The organism is Streptococcus sp. HMSC074B11 (genome assembly GCF_001808705.1).
Taxonomy (GTDB): domain Bacteria; phylum Bacillota; class Bacilli; order Lactobacillales; family Streptococcaceae; genus Streptococcus.
Genome location: NZ_KV794273.1, coordinates 67,402 through 89,720, shown reverse-complemented (window position 1 = coordinate 89,720; position 22,319 = coordinate 67,402). Strand labels below are relative to the sequence as shown.

The window sequence follows — 22,319 nt, the reverse complement described above, 5'->3', positions numbered from 1 at the left end:
TCCTAGCACTGTAAGGTAAAATAAACCAGAAAGATCTCCCCTCGGGGAGATTTTTTAGTTTCATTAGGATTTTAGCCTGAACTCAATCAGCTCTCTAGTTTCAACAGTCTTTTTATCTGTATCTTTCTAGCCTTGTTCCAGATTTGGAAATGTGGTATACTATTTATGAAAATTGTCTAAATTTTTAATTTTATTAAGGGAGGGTTTCATGATTTCCAAATCTTCTGGAAGCCATCAAAACCTGCGATATGTTTTTCTCCTATCTCTGTTGCTCGGAGCTTTGGGTGTATCTCTGTTTCTAGCTGTTTCTATGGGGTCGGTTCAAATTAGCTTGAGTGATACCTATCGGATTATTTTGAGTAAGATGGGGGCCCCTCTGGATATAGGAGACCTTTCGAAGTCTACACTTGCTATTGTTTGGAATATGAGATTACCACGGGTTTTTCTTGGTTTGATAGTTGGTGCTGGCCTTTCCATGTGTGGTAGCGTCATGCAGTCAACGGTCAATAATCCAATCGCAGAACCCTATGTGTTAGGAATTTCAGCTGGAGCAACCTTTGGTGCGACTTTGAGCATCATTCTCGGGTTTAAGGTCATGATTGGTCTTGGCTCTTTCCTTGGAGCGCTTGTGGCAACAGTTGCAGTCCTTCTGATTGCTTCCATGCAAGGCAGGATGACAACTTCAAGCCTGATTTTATCAGGGACAGTTGTGAATGCACTATTTTTGGCTTTTTCAAACTTTATTATTTCAATTGGCGCTAATGCTGATAGTGTCATGACCATCAAGTTTTGGACCATGGGTTCTTTAGCGGGGACTTCCTGGGCTCACTTAACCTTGCCAACTATAATCGTGGGAATTGCTTTTTTATTTTTCTCTACCCAATATCGTGTTTTTAATGCCATGATGATGGGTGATGAGGCGGCTTTGACCTTAGGGATTCCCCTACGTTTTTACTGGTATCTCTATGTGACGATTGTGGCTATAATGACAGCAATCTTGGTATCGACCTGTGGGATTATTGGTTTTGTCGGTCTGATTACACCTCATTTGGCACGAAGCTTGGTGGGGACAAATTACAGAAGACTTTTTCCGATAGCTACTTTGCTCGGCGCCCTTTTTGTTGTTTGGGCGGATGTCCTTGCTCGTGTCTTGATTCAAAATGCTGAACTGCCGATTGGGATTTTTACAGCTCTAGTAGGTGCCCCTTTCTTTATCTACATGGTTGGAAGTAGACGAGGGGAGGTGAAGATCTGATATGGACTTAATGTGCCAGGATATTCACTTTGGAATCGGAGAAAAAAAGATTCTCAAAGGAGTGTCGCTCAAACTGGAGGGCAAGCAATTTCATACCATTTTGGGACCCAATGGAAGTGGGAAGACTAGCCTACTGAAACTTCTCTATCGACAGGAAAAGCCTGATCAAGGCTTGATTTCTCTAAATGGAAAACCCTTGGAACAAATGAGCGTCAAGGAAACGGCAAAGCAGATGGCAGTTGTCACGCAGTTTAATCAGTTACAATTTGATTGTAGGGTTGAGGAAATCGTCATGCTGGGCAGAACACCCCATCTCTCTTTCTTACAAAAGGAAAAAGAAAAAGACTTTGCCTTGGTTGAGGATGCTCTAGTCAAGGTAGATATGTTCGAAAAGAGAAATCGACTCTACTCTTCTCTGTCAGGAGGAGAGAAGCAGCGGGTTTTGTTGGCACGCGCCTTGGCCCAAGAACCGACTCTCCTGCTCTTAGACGAACCGACCAATCATTTGGATATCAAGTACCAGCTAGACTTGTTAACCATTGTCAAACATCTCAATATCAATGTACTAGCAGTATTACACGATATTCAGCTAGCTTGTCGCTATTCAGACTATCTCTATCTAATGAAAGAAGGAGAGATTGTTTACCAAGGGACTCCAAAAGAGACCATCACTCCTGAGTCTTTGCAGGCTGTCTATGGCGTCCAAAGTAGGGTTACTTGGACGGAAGACCAGCAAGCCATGATTCACTATTTATAAAAAATGAAAAGGAAAACAAACATGAAAAAATCAATCAGTATTTTGCTCCTAACAGTAGCTACCTTAACTTTAGCAGCTTGTGGAAATAGTGCAACAGAAAAAGCTACCACACAATCAAGCGCAGAGACAAGTCAAAAATCTACTACAGAAACCAACTATCCTGTAACCATCAAAACTTATGATGCTAAAGGAAATGAAGTCGAACAAGTTTTTGAAAAGGCACCTGAAAAGGTCATCACCAACAATCTTTCAACGACTGAAATCCTGCTGGAACTTGGTTTGAAGGATAAAATTGCCGGTATGCTCAATCCTGATAATGCCGTAACTGGTAAATACAAGGAAGCAATTGAAGCCATCCCTCATATTGGTGATAAAAAATCAGTCTCACAAGAAACGGTTCTTTCTTATGAACCAGATGCCTTGATGGGACGAAACATGATGTTCTCTGAAAAGTCAATGGGGACTATCAGTGCTTGGAATGAAAATAAAATCCCTGTTTATACGCAAAAAGCTTCACTATCAAATATCCAACAGGATTTGGGAAATATCGTAGAAGATGTGAAGAATCTTGGTACCATTTTCAATGTCCAAGACAAGGCTAATCAATACGCAGAGCAATTGCAAGCTAAAATCGATGCGGTTAAAAAAGCCAACCCAGAAACACAGGGTGAAAAGAAAAAAGCTTTGATTATGGTTGCTTATAACGATGAAACCTTCGGTGCCTACAAGTCAGCCCTTCAAGAAAGTTTGCTCAACCAACTTGGTTACACAAATGTCGCAACAGGAACATCTGGCTTGACCTTGGAAAACTTAGTATCAATGGATCCAGAGTTGATTATCTATGTAACCAGCGACCGCAATCAAAAGTTGGATGAAAAAGCAGTGGATTTGATGAAGGCAAATGCTGTTTTGGAAAATGTACCAGCAATCAAGAATCAAAAAATCATGACCATCTCTTACGATGAGTTGATGGACTACGGTCCAGCAGTGATTGATTCCCTTGAAAAAATCAATGACTTTATCAAGAAATAAGGAGTTTAACTGGGAAGGGATTCAGGTTAGGGTCAGCCTTCCTTCAAACTATGACTCTAAACAAACCTACCCAGTTGTGCTCTTAAACGATGGGGAACTGGATTATTTATCAGACCTGTCCCAATCTGTGATTTTAGTGGGTTTGGTTCCAGAAAACCGTCTGGATGACTTTACACCTTGGAAAGCTAGTGCGTTGAAAGAAGGGGCGCCAGATTTCGGTGGGAAGGGAGACGACTACCATCAGAAGCTCTTTCAAGGAATTCTAACAACTCTGAAAAAGGACTACTTGATTGATGAAAGCAGGATTGCTTATGGTGGCTATTCACTGGGCGGTCTTGCTGCTGTTTATAGTCTCTATAGTAGCCATCTTCCTGCGACCTGTATCTTTTCTATCTGTGGTTCTTTCTGGTATCCAAACTTTACAGACTATTGCAGGGAACATGACTTGATACAGAGCCAAAGTCTGATTTATCTGCAAAATGGTCAGATAGAAGGTGCCAATCATTCCAATCGTCTGTCTAAGGCTCCTCTTTTTGCAAGGGAACTACATAATTTAATTTCAGAAGCAGTTCCCTCAGCTTATTCCACCTTTGATGTTTATGGGCATCATGAAGCTCTCGACCAACGCTATCAACATTTTTGTGACTGGCTAAAAAAAGAGTGGAAGCTTACATAAAAATCTAATACTCTTTGTTTAGGATGGACAGAGAGTATTTTTCTTGCCTTTAATCGGGTATGTTTTTACATTTCGGAGTGATTATCCAAACCGAAAGTTTAACTGAAATGCATCAAAATGTGGTATAATGAGTAGATAGATAGAATCGAGGATATTATGTCATTTACGAAATTTAAATTTAAAAAATATATAGAAGAAGCTTTGGAGGAGTTGAAGTTTACGACTCCTACCGAGGTGCAGGATAAGTTGATTCCTATTGTCTTGGCTGGTCGAGACTTGGTTGGTGAATCAAAAACAGGTTCAGGGAAAACCCATACTTTCTTGCTTCCAATTTTCCAACAGTTGGATGAAGAGAGCGATAGTGTGCAGGCAGTTATCACAGCTCCAAGTCGTGAATTGGCGACTCAGATTTACCAAGCTGCTCGTCAAATTGCAGGCCACTCGGATGTAGAAGTACGTGTAGTTAACTACGTTGGTGGAACAGACAAGGCGCGTCAGATTGAAAAACTGGCAAGCAACCAGCCCCATATTGTTATCGGAACACCAGGTCGTATCTATGATTTGGTAAAATCAGGCGATTTGGCTATCCACAAGGCTAAGACCTTTGTAGTCGATGAAGCTGATATGACCCTAGATATGGGATTCTTGGAGACGGTTGATAAGATTGCAGGAAGTCTTCCGAAAGACTTGCAGTTCATGGTCTTTTCAGCGACTATCCCACAAAAATTGCAACCATTCTTGAAAAAATACTTGTCAAATCCCGTCATGGAAAAAATCAAGACCAAAACAGTTATCTCAGATACCATTGATAACTGGTTGATTTCTACTAAAGGTCGTGATAAGAATGCCCAGATTTATGAATTGACTCAAGTCATGCAACCATATCTTGCCATGATTTTTGTCAATACTAAGACACGTGCAGATGAATTGCATACATATTTAACAGCCCAAGGCTTGAAGGTTGCTAAGATTCATGGAGACATTGCACCTCGTGAACGTAAACGGATCATGAATCAGGTCAAGAACCTTGATTTTGAGTATATTGTTGCGACTGACTTGGCTGCGCGTGGGATTGATATTGAAGGTGTCAGCCATGTTATCAATGATGCTATTCCACAAGACTTGTCCTTCTTTGTTCACCGTGTTGGACGAACTGGACGTAATGGTCTGCCTGGTACAGCCATTACTCTTTACCAGCCTAGTGACGACTCAGATATTCGTGAATTAGAGAAACTAGGGATCAAGTTTGTGCCTAAGATGGTTAAAGACGGAGAATTCCAAGATACCTATGACCGTGATCGTCGTGCCAATCGTGAGAAGAAACAGGAAAAACTGGATATCGAAATGATTGGCTTGGTTAAAAAGAAAAAGAAAAAAGTCAAACCAGGATATAAGAAAAAAATCCAGTGGGCTGTCGATGAAAAACGTCGCAAAGCCAAGCGAGCAGAAGGTCGTGCCCGCGGACGAGCTGAACGCAAAGCCAAGCGCCAGACATTTTAAAAATGAAACAAACACCCTGAGACAAGTATTTCAGGGTGTTTTTATGATATCAAAAAGGAAAGCAGAAGTGCTTTCCTTTTTGGTATAAAATATGTGCTTTCTATGACTAGGCAATTTTCTTAATCGAAAAATTACGAAATAGAAAGAGAGATTTCAAATCCATGCATCCATTCGGATTTTACTACGATGTCGATTTTTAAAGCATCTGCTAATTGTTTGACAAGATAGAGACCCATGCCTGTTGATTTTTTCCTTGTCTCTCCTGAATCACCTGTAAATCCTTTTTCAAAGATATGAGGGAGGTCGCAAGCTTTAACTCCACACCCATTATCCCTAATAATCAGGGTTTTGCGCCCCTTGTCACTTGACATAGAAATCTTGAGTTCTGGTTTGTCAGAGCTATATTTAAGGGCGTTGGCTAATATTTGAGACAGGATAAATTCAAAACTGCGTTGATCGATGTAGCAGATTCCTTGTATGTTTTCTAACTTAATCGTAAAATTCTTTTCTTTGAGCAAGGGGTCAAAGTTCTCCAAAAGATCTTGGATACACTCTTCTAGGTCAAGGTCTTCAAATAGAAAATCATTTTTCTCACTTTTCACCCTGTAGTAGAATAGGATTTGTGATACATTTCCTTGGATTTGATTTTTCACATAGTCCAATTTAAAAGCAGTATCCTCAGGTAGTTGGTCACTTTGATTGTCTAAAAGGAGGGAAAGAAGCGATAAAGGAAGTTTAATCTCATGCGCCCATTTTTCAACATAGTCCTCGTACTCGGCTAGTAATGAGTTGAGTTTTCCTATTTGAGCCTGCTTTTGATAAAGTGTATCTGCTATTTTTTCAATGCTTTCTTTCTCTGAGGCACTTGATAAATTCAATTATTCAAGCTCAGTATCGATCTTAGGATTGGCTATGAAGGCTTTATAAGCAGCGGATTTTTTTCTTTCTCTTCTTATAAGTAAGAATGATAGGATGAAAAAAAGCAGGACGGTGGCTAAAATATAGAGAAGGATGAGAGCTTGAAACATTCTCACATCTGAAAGCCAAAGCAGGACAGCTGTAAATAGATCAAATGCTAAGAGAACAAGTAACCAAGGCAGATAACTAGCTAGATATTTTAGATTATGTTTCATCTGGACTTACCTCTTCTAGCTTGTAACCAATACCTCTGACGGACTTGACTTGAAGAGCAATGCCAGCCTGTTTCATCACCTTTTTCAGCCTTGCAATGTTTACTTGTAGGGCATTTTCATCGATGAACTCAGTTGTATTCCACAGTTTCATACTTAGTTCTTCTTTTGTGACGACAGAATCAGTTGCCACTAATAAGGTTTCTAACAATTTCCCTTGATTTTGAGGGAGTAAAATCGAATGTCCGTTGATATAAAGAGTATAGGTATTTCTATCCAGCAGGAAATTATCTTTTTCAAGCAAATTTTGTCTACCTTCATAGCGTTTCAAGATGTTTTCTATACGAGCCAAGAATCTTTCTTTCTTGAAAGGTTTTGTTAAGTACTCGTCAGCCCCTAATTTTAGGGCGTAAATCTCATCTTTTAGTTGTTCACGGGAGGTGAGAACCAATATGGGCACAGAGCGTTTGGACTTGAGATTTTTACAAATTTGAAAACCTGTTTCTCCTGGTAAATTCAAATCCAGTACGATTAAATCCGTATCGTATTGCAGCACTTGCTGGCTTGTATCTTTGAAGTCAGTCAACTTATCAACTTGATAACCCGCTTTCTTTAATAAAATGACAATTTCATCTCGAATCAAGGCTTCATCTTCAATAACCAGAATATGCTTCATATCGGCTCCTCCTTTTCCTATTTTATTTTACCTTATTCATCTCTTTTGGGTTCCATTAATGACAACAAGTACTTGTTGCTATTTTTCTTTACAATTCTTATATAGATGACTTCAAATCCAGCTAACAGCAGTATTATCAGCATGGCTGTGATAAATTTCTGCCCCATGGCCATTCTTGCATTGGCTGGTACTATTCCTGTGAGGAGGGAGCTCACTCCGAAGCTACTACTGATAAGTGCAAGGGCTATTGGCAGACCAAAATACCAATTGATTTGCTTTTCTGAAGATTTACAAAGAGTTTCGTAGTTTGCTCCAAGATGGATTAAGGTCTGGTATCGTCTGTAGGATTGTCTTTGTCCCATCAAAAACTGAACGCCGATAATTGTATTTGCGACAACAAGGAAGATGATAGCCAGATAGATGGTGATATAGCTGGCAGAGATAATGTAAAATAATTGTCTTCCCATATTTTGTATATAACTTTCATAGCCAAGAGGGATTTGATTCAGCTTTTTATTGGTATCTGAGATAGCTTTCATCAGGCCTTTTTCCTTGACCAGCTCAGGAGCCAAGATACCACTAACATAATTTGAATACTGACTATCTGTATAGCTCATAAAGGTCTCATCTGGGACTATGAGGGCTACAGAAATGGTTATTTCACGATCCGTTACAATCGGTAAAGACTGAACCTCTCCAATCAATTTTACATCATTTCCCATGATTTTGATTTGAGGATTTGTTTTCAGAACAGAGTTAACTAGATTCTCATCCAGGAGAAAATCTTTTCCCATATACAAGTAGGCTTCCTTGTTTGTTAATTCTAGAGGAGGGAGACTGGCAGCCTTTCTAAGCTCATTGTATTCAGAGAGTGGCAAAAGGTGGCAACTTATATACTTCTGGAAATTATGGACTAAGACTTCCTTGTTTTTACTTTCTTTTTGCTCTTTCAATACCTTGATGAACTGTTCAAAGGACACGGACTCGTGTTCTTTCGGTTTGCCCACTTTGATTTGCAGAATCTTTGAAAACTGTGATGCTAGTCCAGCAGCTTCAAGCTCTTTTTTTACTGTATTCACATCAAGATTTTCATCTGTATCCTGCTTGCTATCTCTAAATGTATAATCCAAAACGTGGGTTTGATTGCCTGAATTGCCACTTGCAATGGCAACACCTGCTCCAAAGAGGCACAAGGCAGAGAAGATTAAGAGGGAGCAGATAGCCAGTATAGTTGAGCGTTGGATAACTAATTCCTGAATCTGTCTAAAATTATAGGTGTGGAGTTTTCGATTGCTTCCAAGCTTGACCAAAAAGTCTATAAACAAACGCATACCAAAGAAGAGTAGTATAGTTCCTAGAGTCCCCAAGAGAACAGTGATGCCCATTGTTATGACATTTTCCCAAGCTCGTCCACTCATCCCCAAGTAATAGGCTGTTCCTAGAAGCAAAATTCCTAGGACAGAAGCAAGAAGGTACACACCCTTGGGGAGTAGTTTCTTCATGCCAGAAGGAGAATAGGATAGCAGATCTCCGATTTCCTTATTGGCTGTTTTTGCACTTAAAAGAATAAAGACAGCTAATTTTACGGCTAGGAAACCGATGATTGTATAGAATAGAGCTGTAGTAGATAGAGAAAATTGATGTTCAATAATCCCTAGCCCAACAATTTTAGCGGTTATTAGGCTAATCAGTTCTGAAATCAAGATTGAAATTGGAAGACCTATTCCAAGAGCAAGGATACTGTTTCTCAAATCCTCGAGTAGGAGCAGCAAGAACAGTTTGCTTCTTCGCATCCCTAGCGTTAGATAGACACCAAATTCATGTTTTCTCCTTTCCATCTGCATACTGCTTGCGAAGTAGACTAGAAAAAAGAGAATAAAGAGGGTTGCTACATAAAGAATGGGAATCATGCTAAAGAGTTTATTTACAGCGTCACTCTCTATTTGTTTGAGAAAGATCATCACATCTTGATGGGACAAAGAAAGGATGATGTAAAAGGAGATAATAGAAAGAACCATGGAACTGAAATACAAGCCATTATTCTTTCGATCCCTCTTGCTATTTCTTGAGACTAATTTAGAAAACATTGCCATCACCTCCAGCCAGTGCAGACATGACCTTTAGTATTCTGTGGTAAAAATCTTCTTGACTTTCTCTTGGATAATCGCGTCGAATTTCATGGAATAGTTTTCCGTCTTGGATAAACAAGATGCGGTTGCAAAAGCTGGCAGCGACTGAATCGTGGGTCACCATGAGAATGGTGGTTTCTTCCACTTGATTCATTTCGGATAATTTTTGCATCAAAATGGTCGCATTTTTTGAATCCAAAGCTCCTGTGGGCTCATCTGCAAATACAATCTTAGGGTCTAAAATCAAGGCACGCGCAGCAGCTACCCTTTGCCGTTGACCACCTGATAATTGAGATGGGAACTTATCCAGAAGTTCAGCAATATCTAGATATTGGGAAAGCAATTCTAACCGAACCTTGCTTTCGTTGGCATCGACCTTGTGCAAAGACAAGGGGAGTAAAATATTTTCTTTGGCTGTCATATTGTCCAAAAGCTCAAAATTTTGAAAGAGGTAACCAATTTCCTTGCCACGATAATCAGCTAACTGACTACCTTTTAACTGACCTAAATCTTTTTCTTGCATTTGAATGGAGCCGTCAGTTGGTTTGATGATAGTAGCGAGACAGTTAAGAAGGGTTGTTTTCCCAGAACCACTGCTCCCCATAATCCCTAAGAACTCACCTTTGACAACTTGAAAAGATATACCGTTCAAGGCTTTGGTGATATTCGGCTCTTTTCCATAATGCTTTTTTAATGATTCTACTCGTAAAATTGTTTCCATGTGAAACACCTCCATCTTTTGTTACTTTCATTATAATATGAATCAGAGTAGAATAACACTTACGGATGATGTAAGAAATCTTTATCATTAGGTTATTGGAGCTATACTTACTATATTATAGCATGGTTTCAAGGATTAAAAAAGAGGAGTTGAGAGTCGAGAAATTTTCCTAATATTGAAATTAAAAAAATAATACCACTGTAGTCCATGCTCCAGCAGTATTATTTATTATTTTATAGGAAACTCTACTCCCACTCAATTGAGACTGGTATATCCCTATCCCTTGTAAATCAAGGGTTTAGAAGGGTTATATACTTCAATGGGGGGATTTTTCGGGGGGATTGATTTTTTCATATGTTGATTTCAATTAAATTTTACTCTTGTTTCTGATGCGGTTTGTATGGTAATTGCATTTGTAAGTAGTTGAGCTATCTCTTTATCAGCACCACTGTACAAGTACTAATGATAGTCAGCTATCAGGAACATATTCATACGAAAAAAGCGGTATTGATGGTTCTGAAATGGGATTCGAAGACGAAGAATTGACATTGCATTACGAACTAAAAGTAAGTGGTGATGAAAACATATTTAATATCAATCTCCTTTCAGAGAGAGGCAATAATGTGAAGTACCTCTATTCCGAGAAACTAGCTATTGATACAGACAAACAGATTATCAGTGATAACAATGGTACTGAGCTGAAATATTCAGTTTCTGGAGATTCTGTAACAATGCCTGATTTAGCAGGAGATAGTGGTGAAACAGTAACATTAAGTAAATAGAATAAACCAAAAAATAGAGCTTGATATGTAATCTATCAGGCTCTATTCTTGTAAGTTTGTAAGTAATATTTTATATTAATCATCTAATTACAGTTTTTTTACATTTTTTATTAATATTTCTGTATTGTCAATTAAAAATTTCCCATCATTATTACTAATAAACTCATTGATATATTTAAGAATACAAACATAATGATTATAGTAAACGTTATATGTATTTACATCTAAACAGAAGTGAGTTAAAGCAAATTTAACATGGTCAGTTCGTTTAATATCGGTGAAATCTACGATTTTTGCTCTATTGGTATCAATTTTCTTTCCTAGAGCATATCTATTTGGAATTTCGTTATTATCACTATTATGAATGATACTATAGTCATTCATAATGGGTGTATTTACTTTAAAATTTTCAAAAAAATGTTCTCTATTAATAAAAAGATTATGGGATTTTAATTCCTTAATTAATTTAATAATGGGTATATACAGGTTTGTGTTAAACATATTAATAGAGGTGATTCTATCTAACTCGTTTGTTAATATTTTAATTTGCTCGTCATAGCTTGTAAATAAGTTAAAACCCAGCAATTCATGCGAAAGTAGTCTATTTATTTCTGTAGGAGTCATATTTAAAACATTAGTAATTGCTTCAAAAGAGCAGACAGTTTCACTTCCATATAAAACCTTTATAATTCTTGATATGATATTAATAAAGCATGAATAGATTTTTATACTATAAAAGTCACTAACTTCTTGGACTTGTTCTAAAGTATAGTAATTCTTATCAATTATTTGTTTAAATATATCAGCTAACTTTTTTCTTGTTTCGGAAATATTGGATGTTTCATAAGTTAGAATTCGTCTATTACGTAAATCGAAAGGTAGTTCTGAAACATCGCCAAAATCAGAATTGAACACACAAATAACTCTATCCCACCCTAGACACTTTACTGCATATCCTAATTCAAATAATACGTTAGGGTTAGGAGTTCTTTTACCATTTAAACTACTGTTTATAATTGATATATCTGCTATAAATAGGCCACACTTATCAATTTTGGTTAATATTGAATCAACAATATCTGGACTACCTAGAACACCTTTTGTATCTCTGTCAATTTCAGTGATAAGAGAGTACGGAGAATCTTGGTTCATTTTTTTCAATGCTAATTTTATAGAATTCTCAATTAAATTTCTATTTGTTTTATTCGGTAAGTCAGATTGCCATGAAAAGAATATTGTAGTCATAAAAAGCTCCGATAGTTAATCAGTAGAATATTATTTGTGAATGAATTTGGTTAGCAATAACTACGATGTTTGAGTTCCTCATTTATTTTGATAATATAGAAAATTAATATGAGCAGAATGAGATGATATTCATACTCATATTGCTGAATAGAATCATAAATAGGTACTCCATGCAAATACTTATTTCTGATTCCCCAGCTATTGTCATATGATTTGTTATTTAGGACAAAATTCAAATAATTAATTTCTTGAATTGAAAATAAGGTATCCGAAAATATTAACCATCCATTATCAAGCATCCTATCAGCACTGAGTTTTTCAGATTCAGATAAAGATATACTATTAACAGAGCCATATAAGAATATTTTTTCTAAAAGACTTATTTGGGACATATCTTTAAAAGATATAACACCTGTATCATTTTGGCAAATTCCAGCATCTATTAGTAGTTTTATGTAATCTATTTGATATTCATGAAAATTTGCATAACTCAAGCATTGTTGTGAAATTAATTCCTTAAAGTTGCTTCCTTTGTATTCCTCATTAATAAAATGAATAGGACTTTGGTCAGAGAATAATAAATTAACAATCTGTTGAATATTATTATCTGAATTATTCATTGAGAAGTATTTTCTTTTAGTAAAACTCTGCAAAGATTCAATTGAAGGAGTAGAAGTAATATTATATAAATTTACATCAATAAGCCCTTCTTCACTCAATAATTTGTATTGTTTTCTTAATGATTCTTCGATTCTAAAAAGTGTTGCTGTTTTATTTCCCGTTGTTTCTGAAATTGAAGGCACATCAAAATGTATCCAATCAATACCGTACTGATTAGTCAGGAAAATATCGAAAAACCAAGTAATGAAATCTTCAATTCTTAGACTGAATTTCTGTAGTATTTTTGATAAAGCAATCAGTTTCATCACGTATAGTTGATGCTTGACTGAGAAGTAAAAACCAAATTTATAGTGATTTCTAGTCGAAATGCCTAACGTTCTTTCAAGTACCCCCATCTCTAATTGAGGAAAGCTTGCTAATGCAAAAGTACCAACACTTGTGCTCAGTTCAAAGTCTTTACAAAAATAGTCTAATATATTTTGAAAATTATGTTTTTCAAAAAGTTTAGCACTATCTATAAAAGTTGATAATGTATATTCATATTGTTTTGGCCTAGCTCCACCTGTTGCGACTGCAATAGGATTATACAAACCTTTTTCAATTCCCTCAATATGAAGCTCCCTACTCTTTTTAATTGCGTAATAGTACGCTTCCTTCTTTATATATACTCTAATATCAACTTGAATTCCAAAATCCTTATCATTAAAACTAGAATTAAATTCTTGAATTTTTTTGTCAATCAACAGTTTTTGTTTATCTGTAAGTTGAAAGTATCTATTCTTATCGAAACCTTTTATAGGGTTTCTTAAAATTTTTAAATAATTTATATTCACATCGGGGTCACAAATATATTTTTCAATTAAATCATTCCACTCTAAATTTGTGATATTACTTGGGATAACATTTTTACATGAATTTGAATCTACAAAATTATCGAGTAATATTTCAAGATGAGAGGGTGAACTCAGAAAAAATTGCTTAATGAAAGTAGGATACTTTTTTAGAAAATAGGTATTTTTTAAGAGATGACATAAATGTAGATTGGATTCTATAAAATATTGCACAAACTCTACTTCACTAATTTTTTGACCATAGTTAAATAATGTAAATATCTCAAAAAAGTCTTCACGATAGTTATATTCGCTTTGTAGAAGTTTTATGTTATTTAAAATCTCATCTTTCGGAGCAGAACCAAAATAATTATTTTGTAGTTGAATCATCGAAGGAAGAGATTTCTTTATTTCTTCAATATAGCTTAGCGACCAGTCAATTGAAAAAACCTCATTTTCTATGAATTTGATAATATTATAAAATTCAAGGGCTTCCAAAAAAGAATTTAGGCTATAAGAATTCGATAAATAAGCATCTAAAATTTCTTGAATTCTTGGAAAATAGAAACCGATAGATAAGTCATTTACATCATAAAATTTTACTCTAGAAATCATATATATTTTTTACATTTGAAAAATAAAATTACGTGCTATAAAAATACTTTGTACTTTTTATTATAAAAATCCCTCCAAAAATGTTGGTCAAAAAAATTTTTAACTAACTTTTCGGGGGGATTTAGGGGGGAATCAAACGAAGATACACCCTTTTTAGACTATTTTGTTCCTGCTAAACTGCTGTAGAATCGCTATTTTGAAGGTAAATCAAGCCTCTCCATTATTCCCACTCCACAGTTGCAGGTGGTTTACTTGTAATATCGTAGACGATGCGGTTAACGTGGTCAACTTCATTTACGATACGCACAGAGATTTTTTGGAGGACTTCCCAAGGGATCTTAGCGAAGTCAGCTGTCATTCCGTCGATAGAAGTGATGGCACGGATAGCGATTGTATAGTCATAAGTACGGCCATCTCCCATAACACCTACTGAACGAACGCCAGTGTTAACAGTGAAGTATTGCCAGATATCGCGGTCAAGACCTGCTTTGGCAATTTCTTCACGAAGGATAGCGTCTGATTCACGGACTGTCTCAAGTTTTTCTTCAGTGATTTCACCCATGACACGGATAGCAAGACCTGGTCCTGGGAATGGTTGGCGCCATACGATGTGATCTGGCATACCAAGTTCAGTACCAAGTGCACGAACTTCATCCTTGTAAAGTGTGTTAAGTGGTTCGATGAGTTCAAACTGCATGTCCTCTGGAAGTCCACCAACGTTGTGGTGAGACTTGATGGTTTGTGCAGTATCAGTACCTGACTCGATAACGTCTGTATAAAGAGTTCCTTGAGCAAGGAATTTCACATCTTTAAGTTTGCTTGCTTCATCATCAAAGACATAGACAAACTCGTTACCGATAATCTTACGTTTTTGTTCAGGATCAGAAACACCTGCCAATTTATCCAAGAAACGTTTGGCAGCGTCTGCTTTGACAATGTTCAAACCAAACTTACCACCAAGCATATCCATAACTTGGTCAGCTTCACCTTTACGGAGAAGACCGTGGTCTACAAAGATACAGATCAATTGATCTCCGATGGCTTTTTGGAGAAGAACCCCAACAACTGAAGAGTCAACACCACCTGAAAGACCAAGGAGAACACGTTTGTCTCCAACCTTTTCACGGATTTGTTTGATTTGCATCTCGATAAAGTTGTCCATAGTCCAGTCACCTTTGGCACCACAGATATTCAAAGCAAAGTTACGCAAAATATCATAACCGTGAACTGAATGACGAACCTCTGGGTGGAATTGGATACCGTAGATTTTCTTATCTGGATTTTCAATAGACGCGTATGGACAGTCAGCTGATGTACCAGTACGAATGAAATCAGCAGGAATTTCTGTAACAGCATCTCCGTGGCTCATCAAGACAAGTTGTTCTTCTGGAGTTCCAGCAAAAAGAGCAGATTCTGTGTGAGTCAATTTTGATTGACCGTATTCACGGTTACCAGCATCGCCTGCAGGAACAACCTTACCACCAAGCTTGTGAGTCAATAGCTGCATACCGTAGCAAATTCCTAAAATTGGAATTCCAAGTTCAAAAATCTCTGGATCAATATCAAACGATCCTTCTTCGTAAACAGAGTTTGGACCACCTGAAAGTATAATCCCGATAGGATTGATAGCACGGACTTCGTCAGCCGAAATCTTGTGACTTTTTAGTTCTGAAAAGACACCAATCTCACGGATACGACGTGAGATGAGTTGGTTGTACTGGCTACCATAGTCCAGTACGATGATCTTTTCGACATCTTGCAAATCAGTTGAAATGTTGCTCATCTTTTCCCTTTCTTAAAAGAAATATCTTCTTGAATATTCTATCATAAAAGGGTTAGAATTACCAACCAAACAAGCGCGGTTTGACTTTTCCCTATGAGATAGGGTACAATGGAAAAAATAAAGAAAAGAAGTGAGCAAGCATGTTACCAGCTTATATGAAAATCCACGACCAAATCAAGAAAGACATTGATGAGGGAAGTTGGAAAATTGGGGAAAGACTTCCAAGTGAGCGAGATTTAGCTGAGGAATTTGAAGTTAGCCGTATGACTCTGCGTCAAGCCATCTCCCTTTTGGTCGAGGAGGGGGTTTTGGAGCGTCGTGTGGGTAGTGGGACCTTTGTTTCTAGTACTCGTGTTCAGGAAAAAATGCGTGGAACAACTAGTTTTACGGAGATTGTAAAAGCTCAGGGTAAAACACCATCGAGTCATCTGATTTCCTATCGTCGAACGATCCCTAATGAGCAAGAAGTTGAAAAATTAGGGATCAAGGCCACTGAAAATATTATCCGGATGGAACGTGTTCGTTATGCAGATCAAGTTCCTGTAGTCTACGAGGTAGCTTCTATCCCTGAGAAATTTATCAAAAATTTTAAGAAAGAAGAAGTAACCAAGCACTTCTTTCAAACCTTGCAGAAACATGGTTTTCGGATTGGTAAATCTCACCAGACTATATATGCTCGCTTAGCCAAGGAAAAAATTGCTCATTATCTGGAAGTGGAAAAGGGACATGCTATTTTAGGGCTTACTCAGGTTTCATACTTTGATGATGGTACAGCTTTCGAGTATGTAAAGAGCCAATACGTCGGAGAACGTTTTGAGTTTTATCTAGAAAATAATTAGTTTTAACAATACTCTTGGAGTAAAATCAGATCTACTTTAAGAGTTTTTTTATTTGGTTTGGATTAGAAAACATTTTCCTTCTGAGAAAAATAGTAATCATACGAGTATTTTTCAAAGATTCGTGTTATAATAGTTAGGTTATATGGTCCCGATAAGATGGTAGTGAAGGTCGTTTATCGATTCTCTACCAGTACTTTGTAACTCTATAACGAATATTTTTTAAGGGGGGACATTTTTATGTCAGAACGTAAATTATTCACGTCTGAATCTGTATCTGAGGGGCATCCAGATAAGATTGCAGACCAAATTTCAGATGCTATCTTGGATGCTATTTTAGAGCAAGATCCAGAAGCCCACGTTGCTGCTGAAACAGCTGTTTATACTGGTTCAGTTCATGTTTTTGGTGAAATTTCGACCAATGCCTATGTAGATATTAACCGTGTGGTACGTGATACGATTGCAGAGATTGGCTATACTAATACAGAGTATGGATTTTCTGCTGAGACCGTAGGAGTTCACCCATCATTGGTAGAACAATCTCCTGATATCGCCCAAGGTGTTAATGAAGCCTTGGAAGTTCGTGGAAATGCTGATCAAGATCCACTTGATTTGATTGGAGCTGGAGACCAAGGTCTCATGTTTGGTTTTGCGGTTAATGAAACTGAAGAACTTATGCCGCTTCCAATCTCACTCAGTCACAAGTTGGTTCGTCGTTTAGCAGAGCTTCGTAAGTCTGGTGAAATTAGCTATCTTCGTCCAGATGCTAAATCTCAAGTTACTGTTGAATATGATGAAAATGACCAGCCAGTGCGCGTGGATACAGTCGTTATTTCAACCCAACATGATCCAGAAGTGAGCAATGAACAAATTCATGAAGATGTGATTAACAAGGTTATCAAAGAAGTCATTCCAGCTTCTTATCTTGATGATGAGACTAAATTCTTTATCAATCCAACAGGTCGTTTCGTTATCGGAGGACCTCAAGGAGACTCAGGTTTGACTGGTCGTAAGATCATCGTAGATACTTATGGTGGTTACTCACGTCACGGTGGTGGTGCCTTCTCTGGTAAAGATGCGACTAAGGTTGACCGTTCAGCTTCTTATGCAGCTCGCTACATTGCAAAAAACATCGTTGCAGCAGGACTTGCTAAGAAAGCAGAAGTTCAATTGGCTTATGCCATTGGTGTAGCTCAACCTGTATCTGTTCGTATCGATACTTTTGGTACTGGAACAGTAGCTGAAAGCAAGCTTGAAAAAGCAGCACGTCAAATCTTTGACCTTCGTCCAGCAGGAATCATCAAAATGCTTGATCTCAAACGTCCAATCTACCGTCAAACAGCGGCTTATGGACACATGGGACGTACAGATATCGATCTTCCATGGGAACGCTTGGATAAGGTTGATGCCTTGAAAGAAGCAGTTAAATAAAGTAAAAAGGAGTTGATTTCAACTCCTTTTTAGTTATGATTTATTGAGCGATATTCTTCAAAAAAGCCCAGTTACCAATGGACTTAGTCCCGTACTCTAACTCCATAAAATCTAGTAATACATAATCATTCTTTTTATAGAATGGAACATTTTTTTCTGTACTGGTAATGAGTCCTAAACGCTTGCAACCCTTGGATTTGACATAAGGCTCAACTGCGTCTCTAAGAAAAGCACTGCCCACTCCTTGTCCTTTAACGGATGGATTGACTGCAAGGAGCATCAAATACCAGTCAAAGCTATTAGATTTTTTCAAATGTTCTTCGGAACGGTCTACTAGATCAAGATACTTCAAAAAATTTCGAGGGCTAATGTAGCGAAACAGTTTTATGACACCATTTAGCAAGTAAGATAGGATAGAAAAATCATTTTGTTGTAGTAAGGCAACCGCTAATATTTCTCCACCTCGTTCAGCTACTAAACAGGTCTCTTTTTTGATATAGAGGCGAGTAAGAAGGCTTTCTAATAATTCTAAAAAAGCAGGATAGTAGTCAGGCTTCTTCAAATCATCGATAATTAGAGTTAAAAAAGGATACTCACTAAAGCTATCGGCTACTACTTTTCCAATTTTTTGGTATTCGTCTAGCCTGGCTCTTCTATATATTATTTTTTCCATTTATGAGCTCCTTTTTTATTGTTACTAAATTATAATAGTAGAATTAAGTGTTTTGATGATCAAGTACCGAGTTTTTACAAAAATATTGCCAAACTTAGTAAGTTGAAGGATTGTTAGAAAACTCTTTCTGTAACACTGAATCTGATTCTAGAATATAGGATCAGACAGACAAAGAACACTCTAAAAAGTTAGAATTTTTAGAGTGTTGTCCAAATATTGCTAAGTTTTATTTTGTTGGGATTGAGATTTCAATCAATTTTTCAGAGTAGAGGGTCTTGATATTAGCTTCATCGATATTTTGCTTTTCGATCTTGCGATTCAAGAAAAATTCTTGGATTTTTTCTATTTCTTGTTCGCGGATAGCACGATGTTTATTGGAAATGAGGATTTCATAATGAAGCGGTGCCTGAGTAAAGATAACATCAGTGTTGCCTGCAGAGTAGACTTCTACGAGTGTAGCGTCGGTACTCTCCAGTTGGCTTTTAACAAGGTTTGAGTGAGAATTAGTAGTGTTGATGAGCTTCATAGGCTTTCCTCCTGTGTTTCTATTTCTATTATAGCACTTTTTGGAAAAATTGGAAAAGTTAATTTAAACTTGATGCTGTTTTTTCCAAGCTTCAATTGCCCATTTATGACTGCCACGTTTTAAGTTAGCAATGGCTTCATCGATTGGGAACCAAGCTAGGTGATTGAAGTCCTCCAAAGGTTTTTGGATTTCTTGATAAGAAGTAGCTTCGTAGAGATAGGCTGGATTGTAGTAGTAAGTATCACGATGGCTGGAATAGAAATACTCATCTGCTTGTCCATAATAAGTGCCAATCTCAGCTGTAAAACCTAATTCTTCAATCAGTTCTCGTTTGAGAGCTTCAAAATGATCTTCACCTGCTTCAATCTCGCCACCAGGCAAGAACCATGCACCATTTGGAGCTTGAACGAGGATAATCTTTTCATGTGCTGAGTCAGGAATGACTGCATAAACACCATATCTAGTTTTGTAGGTTACACCCTCTTTTTTTTCTCCAAAGGTTGGATTTGTCATAAATTTCTCCTTTATGTGTGCGCTTTCTTTCTATCATATTAAAGAATGCTCTTACTGTCAAGTAAGAACATTCTTTTAGTATGTGGAATTAGTCATTTGAGTCAACTGTTTCCAATTTATTTTTTGATTTAATCATGATTTTACCATTGCTAGTCATGACGGCTTTGAGGTTTTTCTCGCTTGGATTTTCAAGGTAATAGTCCGTGATTGCATCTTCGATATAGTCTTGGATGGTACGACGGAGTGGACGAGCTCCCATTTTTGGATCATAACCAAGGTCTACAAGTTTCTCCTTAACCTTATCTGTTACATCTAAATGGATGTTATTGCTTGAGAGTCGTTTATTCACATCATCTAACATGAGATCAACGATTTGAAGGAGATTTTCCTTGCTGAGAGCCTTGAATTCGATAATGCCATCAAAACGGTTCATGAATTCGGGGCTAAAGAAGTTGCCTAATTCCCCAAGGACTGAGTTGGTACGACCTTCACGAGCAGCACCAAATCCAACACTAGCTTCTGCCTTACCTGTACCTGCATTTGAGGTCATGATAATGATAGCGTCTTTAAAGCTAACGGTACGACCTTGCCCATCCGTTAAACGACCATCATCCAAGACTTGAAGGAACATATGCATAACATCTGGATGGGCTTTTTCAACTTCATCCAAGAGGATCAGTGAGTAGGGGTTACGACGAACTTTTTCAGTCAATTGACCAGCTTCATCATAGCCTACGTATCCTGGAGGGGCACCGACGAGTTTAGCCACACTGTGTTTTTCCATGTATTCACTCATATCAAAGCGAATCATGCTGTCAGCAGAGCCAAAGAGTTCGATAGCTAGTTGTTTAGAAAGTTCTGTTTTACCGACACCAGTAGGACCAACAAAGAGGAAGCTACCGATTGGACGGTTTGGAGTACCGAGTCCAACACGGTTACGACGGATAGCCTTAGCGATTTTATCAACTGCATCATCTTGACCAATAACATGAGCCTTGAGGTCATCTGCTAGGTTGATGAGTTGAGATTGTTCTTTTTCTTTTAAATCACCAACTGGAATATTAGTTTTTTGTTCGATGATGTGTTCAATCGTCTTTTCGCTGATGATTGGGGTATCCTGATCTGTTACCTTGGTCTTTTGCATTTCCTTATATTTGGCAATCTGGTCACGGAAGTAGGCTGCTTTTTCAAAATCTTCATCGCGGGTTGCTTGTGCCTTGAGATTTTCTGCTTCGATTAAGCGTTGGTCGATGACCTTAGGATCTACAAAATTCAAGGTTAAGTTCATTTTTGAACCAGCTTCATCTAGGAGGTCAATGGCCTTGTCTGGCAAGAAACGGTCTTGGATGTAGCGGTTAGAAAGAGTAGCAGCTGCTTCAATAGCGCCGTCGGTATAATGAACGTGGTGGTAATCTTCGTATTTCTTTTGGATGCCTTTAAGGATAATGATGGTTTCTTCCACAGTTGGTTCATCAACCTTGACAGGTTGCATACGGCGCTCAAGGGCAGCATCTTTTTCGATGATGCGATATTCATTGAGGGTAGTAGCACCAACCAGTTGGAGTTCGCCACGAGCAAGAGCTGGTTTTAGGATATTTCCTGCATCCATATTCCCTTCTCCTGCAGAACCAGCACCGACAATTTCATGAATTTCGTCAATGAAGAGAATAACATCCTCGCGCTCACGAATTTCTTCCATGAGTTTTTGCATGCGTTCTTCAAATTGGCCACGGATACCTGTACCTTGAACAAGGCTAACGACATCTAAGCGGATGACTTCTTTGCCTTGAAGCTTATGGGGAACATCACCGTCAACAATTTTCTGAGCTAAACCTTCGACAACAGCTGTCTTACCAACACCGGGCTCACCGATGAGGACAGGGTTGTTTTTTGTTCTGCGGTTGAGGATTTCAATGACACGGATAATCTCTTCGTCACGGCCAATTACAGGGTCAATATTTCCACGACGGGCAATCTCAGTGACATTGATACCATATTCATCCAAGAGTCCTTTTTCCTGGATTGGTGGTGGTGTTTGAGCAGGACCACGATTTTGGGCACCATAGCCACCATTTCCACCGTATCCACCCCCTGACTGAGTTGGGGGGATATTGTTGTTATTAGAAGAAGGTCTAAAGTTGTTGAGATCGTTAAAGAAGTCTCCAAAGGGATCAAAATCACGGTTGTTTAAATCTGTAATGCCCTTGAATAAGCTATTGTTAGGATCTGTTTTGATAATTTTGTAGCAATTTTGACAAAGGTCGATTTGCTTTTGTTGTCCATTGAGATTGGTATAAAGATGAATCGTTGAGTCATTGATTTTACAGTTTTGACAGAGCATACCGCCACCTCATTTCTTTCTTAGTCTTGACTAAATCCAAAAGGTCAAAAATAGTCAAACAAGTATATAATTTAATTATATCATGATTATTGGGCAATTCAAGTAAAAAGATTGGATACTAGCACTATTAATAGAAGAGCGCTAATCTGGAGAAGATTTTGATAGCAAGAAAAAAATCCTATTTGTCATACAAAAAGGATTCTCGTTGGTGAAAGGTGGTGGGACAGAAATCGATAGACAAAGTCTC

At 37.7% G+C, this 22,319-nt stretch carries 18 protein-coding genes and 1 pseudogene; 8 read left to right on the top strand and 11 right to left on the bottom strand.

All coding sequences use genetic code 11. The features are described from left to right. Positions 1–208: 208 nt before the first annotated feature. The 5 genes from HMPREF2619_RS05395 (at position 209) to HMPREF2619_RS05375 (ending at position 5,220) form a co-directional block, all read left to right on the top strand. Complete coding sequence (locus tag HMPREF2619_RS05395; protein ID WP_070459763.1) at positions 209–1,255, top strand: FecCD family ABC transporter permease; 1,047 nt, start codon at positions 209–211, stop codon at positions 1,253–1,255. A gap of 1 nt (position 1,256) precedes the next feature. Continuing rightward, the gene (locus tag HMPREF2619_RS05390) at positions 1,257–2,012 is read left to right on the top strand and encodes an ABC transporter ATP-binding protein (RefSeq protein WP_070459760.1); all 756 of its coding nucleotides are present in this window, start codon (positions 1,257–1,259) and stop codon (positions 2,010–2,012) included. A gap of 21 nt (positions 2,013–2,033) precedes the next feature. Beyond that, the gene (locus tag HMPREF2619_RS05385) at positions 2,034–3,044 is read left to right on the top strand and encodes an ABC transporter substrate-binding protein (RefSeq protein WP_070459757.1); all 1,011 of its coding nucleotides are present in this window, start codon (positions 2,034–2,036) and stop codon (positions 3,042–3,044) included. Then, a complete protein-coding gene (locus HMPREF2619_RS05380) occupies positions 3,025–3,720 on the top strand; it encodes an alpha/beta hydrolase-fold protein (protein WP_070459754.1) in 696 nt (231 codons plus the stop codon). The genes HMPREF2619_RS05385 and HMPREF2619_RS05380 overlap by 20 nt, the downstream gene beginning before the upstream one ends. Positions 3,721–3,876: 156 nt before the next feature. After that, on the top strand, positions 3,877–5,220 hold the full coding sequence (locus HMPREF2619_RS05375; RefSeq protein ID WP_070459751.1) for a DEAD/DEAH box helicase: 1,344 nt from the start codon (positions 3,877–3,879) through the stop codon (positions 5,218–5,220). Between the two features lie 131 nt (positions 5,221–5,351). Here HMPREF2619_RS05375 and HMPREF2619_RS05370 read toward each other — a convergent pair. The 4 genes and pseudogenes from HMPREF2619_RS05370 to HMPREF2619_RS05355 form a co-directional block, all read right to left on the bottom strand. Then, positions 5,352–6,353: pseudogene (locus HMPREF2619_RS05370) on the bottom strand (sensor histidine kinase). Continuing rightward, positions 6,343–7,026 (bottom strand): response regulator transcription factor, encoded by a 684-nt coding sequence (locus tag HMPREF2619_RS05365; RefSeq protein ID WP_070459748.1) that lies wholly within the window; start codon positions 7,024–7,026, stop codon positions 6,343–6,345. The pseudogene HMPREF2619_RS05370 and the gene HMPREF2619_RS05365 overlap by 11 nt, the downstream one beginning before the upstream one ends. Positions 7,027–7,058: 32 nt before the next feature. Continuing rightward, positions 7,059–9,113: an FtsX-like permease family protein gene (locus tag HMPREF2619_RS05360; RefSeq protein WP_070459745.1), complete on the bottom strand. Its 2,055-nt coding sequence runs from the start codon at positions 9,111–9,113 to the stop codon at positions 7,059–7,061. Next, positions 9,103–9,876 (bottom strand): ABC transporter ATP-binding protein, encoded by a 774-nt coding sequence (locus HMPREF2619_RS05355; protein WP_070459742.1) that lies wholly within the window; start codon positions 9,874–9,876, stop codon positions 9,103–9,105. The genes HMPREF2619_RS05360 and HMPREF2619_RS05355 overlap by 11 nt, the downstream gene beginning before the upstream one ends. Before the next feature lie 521 nt (positions 9,877–10,397). Between HMPREF2619_RS05355 and HMPREF2619_RS05350 the strand changes: the two genes are divergently transcribed. Beyond that, positions 10,398–10,658, top strand: a complete 261-nt coding sequence (locus HMPREF2619_RS05350) for a hypothetical protein (RefSeq protein ID WP_070459740.1) — start codon at positions 10,398–10,400, stop codon at positions 10,656–10,658. 87 nt (positions 10,659–10,745) lie between these two features. On the opposite strand, the gene HMPREF2619_RS05345 is transcribed toward HMPREF2619_RS05350, so the two are convergent. The 3 genes from HMPREF2619_RS05345 to guaA all read right to left on the bottom strand — a co-directional run bounded on the left by HMPREF2619_RS05345 (position 10,746) and on the right by guaA (position 15,752). Next, positions 10,746–11,903, bottom strand: a complete 1,158-nt coding sequence (locus HMPREF2619_RS05345) for a hypothetical protein (RefSeq protein WP_070459737.1) — start codon at positions 11,901–11,903, stop codon at positions 10,746–10,748. A 50-nt stretch (positions 11,904–11,953) separates the two neighbouring features. After that, positions 11,954–13,969: a hypothetical protein gene (locus HMPREF2619_RS05340; RefSeq protein ID WP_070459733.1), complete on the bottom strand. Its 2,016-nt coding sequence runs from the start codon at positions 13,967–13,969 to the stop codon at positions 11,954–11,956. Between the two features lie 220 nt (positions 13,970–14,189). Beyond that, entirely contained in the window at positions 14,190–15,752 is a 1,563-nt protein-coding gene (gene guaA, locus HMPREF2619_RS05335) for a glutamine-hydrolyzing GMP synthase (protein ID WP_070459730.1), read from the bottom strand. A 140-nt stretch (positions 15,753–15,892) separates the two neighbouring features. Here guaA and HMPREF2619_RS05330 point away from each other — a divergent pair, with 140 nt between their 5' ends. Both HMPREF2619_RS05330 and metK read left to right on the top strand, forming a co-directional pair. After that, on the top strand, positions 15,893–16,591 hold the full coding sequence (locus HMPREF2619_RS05330; RefSeq protein ID WP_070459728.1) for a GntR family transcriptional regulator: 699 nt from the start codon (positions 15,893–15,895) through the stop codon (positions 16,589–16,591). A 237-nt stretch (positions 16,592–16,828) separates the two neighbouring features. Further along, positions 16,829–18,019: a methionine adenosyltransferase gene (gene metK / locus HMPREF2619_RS05325; protein ID WP_070459725.1), complete on the top strand. Its 1,191-nt coding sequence runs from the start codon at positions 16,829–16,831 to the stop codon at positions 18,017–18,019. A 40-nt stretch (positions 18,020–18,059) separates the two neighbouring features. Here metK and HMPREF2619_RS05320 read toward each other — a convergent pair whose 3' ends face one another. The 4 genes from HMPREF2619_RS05320 to HMPREF2619_RS05305 all read right to left on the bottom strand — a co-directional run bounded on the left by HMPREF2619_RS05320 (position 18,060) and on the right by HMPREF2619_RS05305 (position 22,072). Continuing rightward, on the bottom strand, positions 18,060–18,692 hold the full coding sequence (locus HMPREF2619_RS05320; protein ID WP_070459722.1) for a GNAT family N-acetyltransferase: 633 nt from the start codon (positions 18,690–18,692) through the stop codon (positions 18,060–18,062). A 226-nt stretch (positions 18,693–18,918) separates the two neighbouring features. Then, positions 18,919–19,218, bottom strand: a complete 300-nt coding sequence (locus tag HMPREF2619_RS05315; protein ID WP_000767183.1) for a DUF1827 family protein — start codon at positions 19,216–19,218, stop codon at positions 18,919–18,921. Between the two features lie 63 nt (positions 19,219–19,281). Further along, positions 19,282–19,731: an NUDIX hydrolase gene (locus HMPREF2619_RS05310; RefSeq protein WP_045762885.1), complete on the bottom strand. Its 450-nt coding sequence runs from the start codon at positions 19,729–19,731 to the stop codon at positions 19,282–19,284. A gap of 88 nt (positions 19,732–19,819) precedes the next feature. Then, entirely contained in the window at positions 19,820–22,072 is a 2,253-nt protein-coding gene (locus HMPREF2619_RS05305; RefSeq protein WP_070459719.1) for an ATP-dependent Clp protease ATP-binding subunit, read from the bottom strand. Positions 22,073–22,319 lie beyond the last annotated feature (247 nt).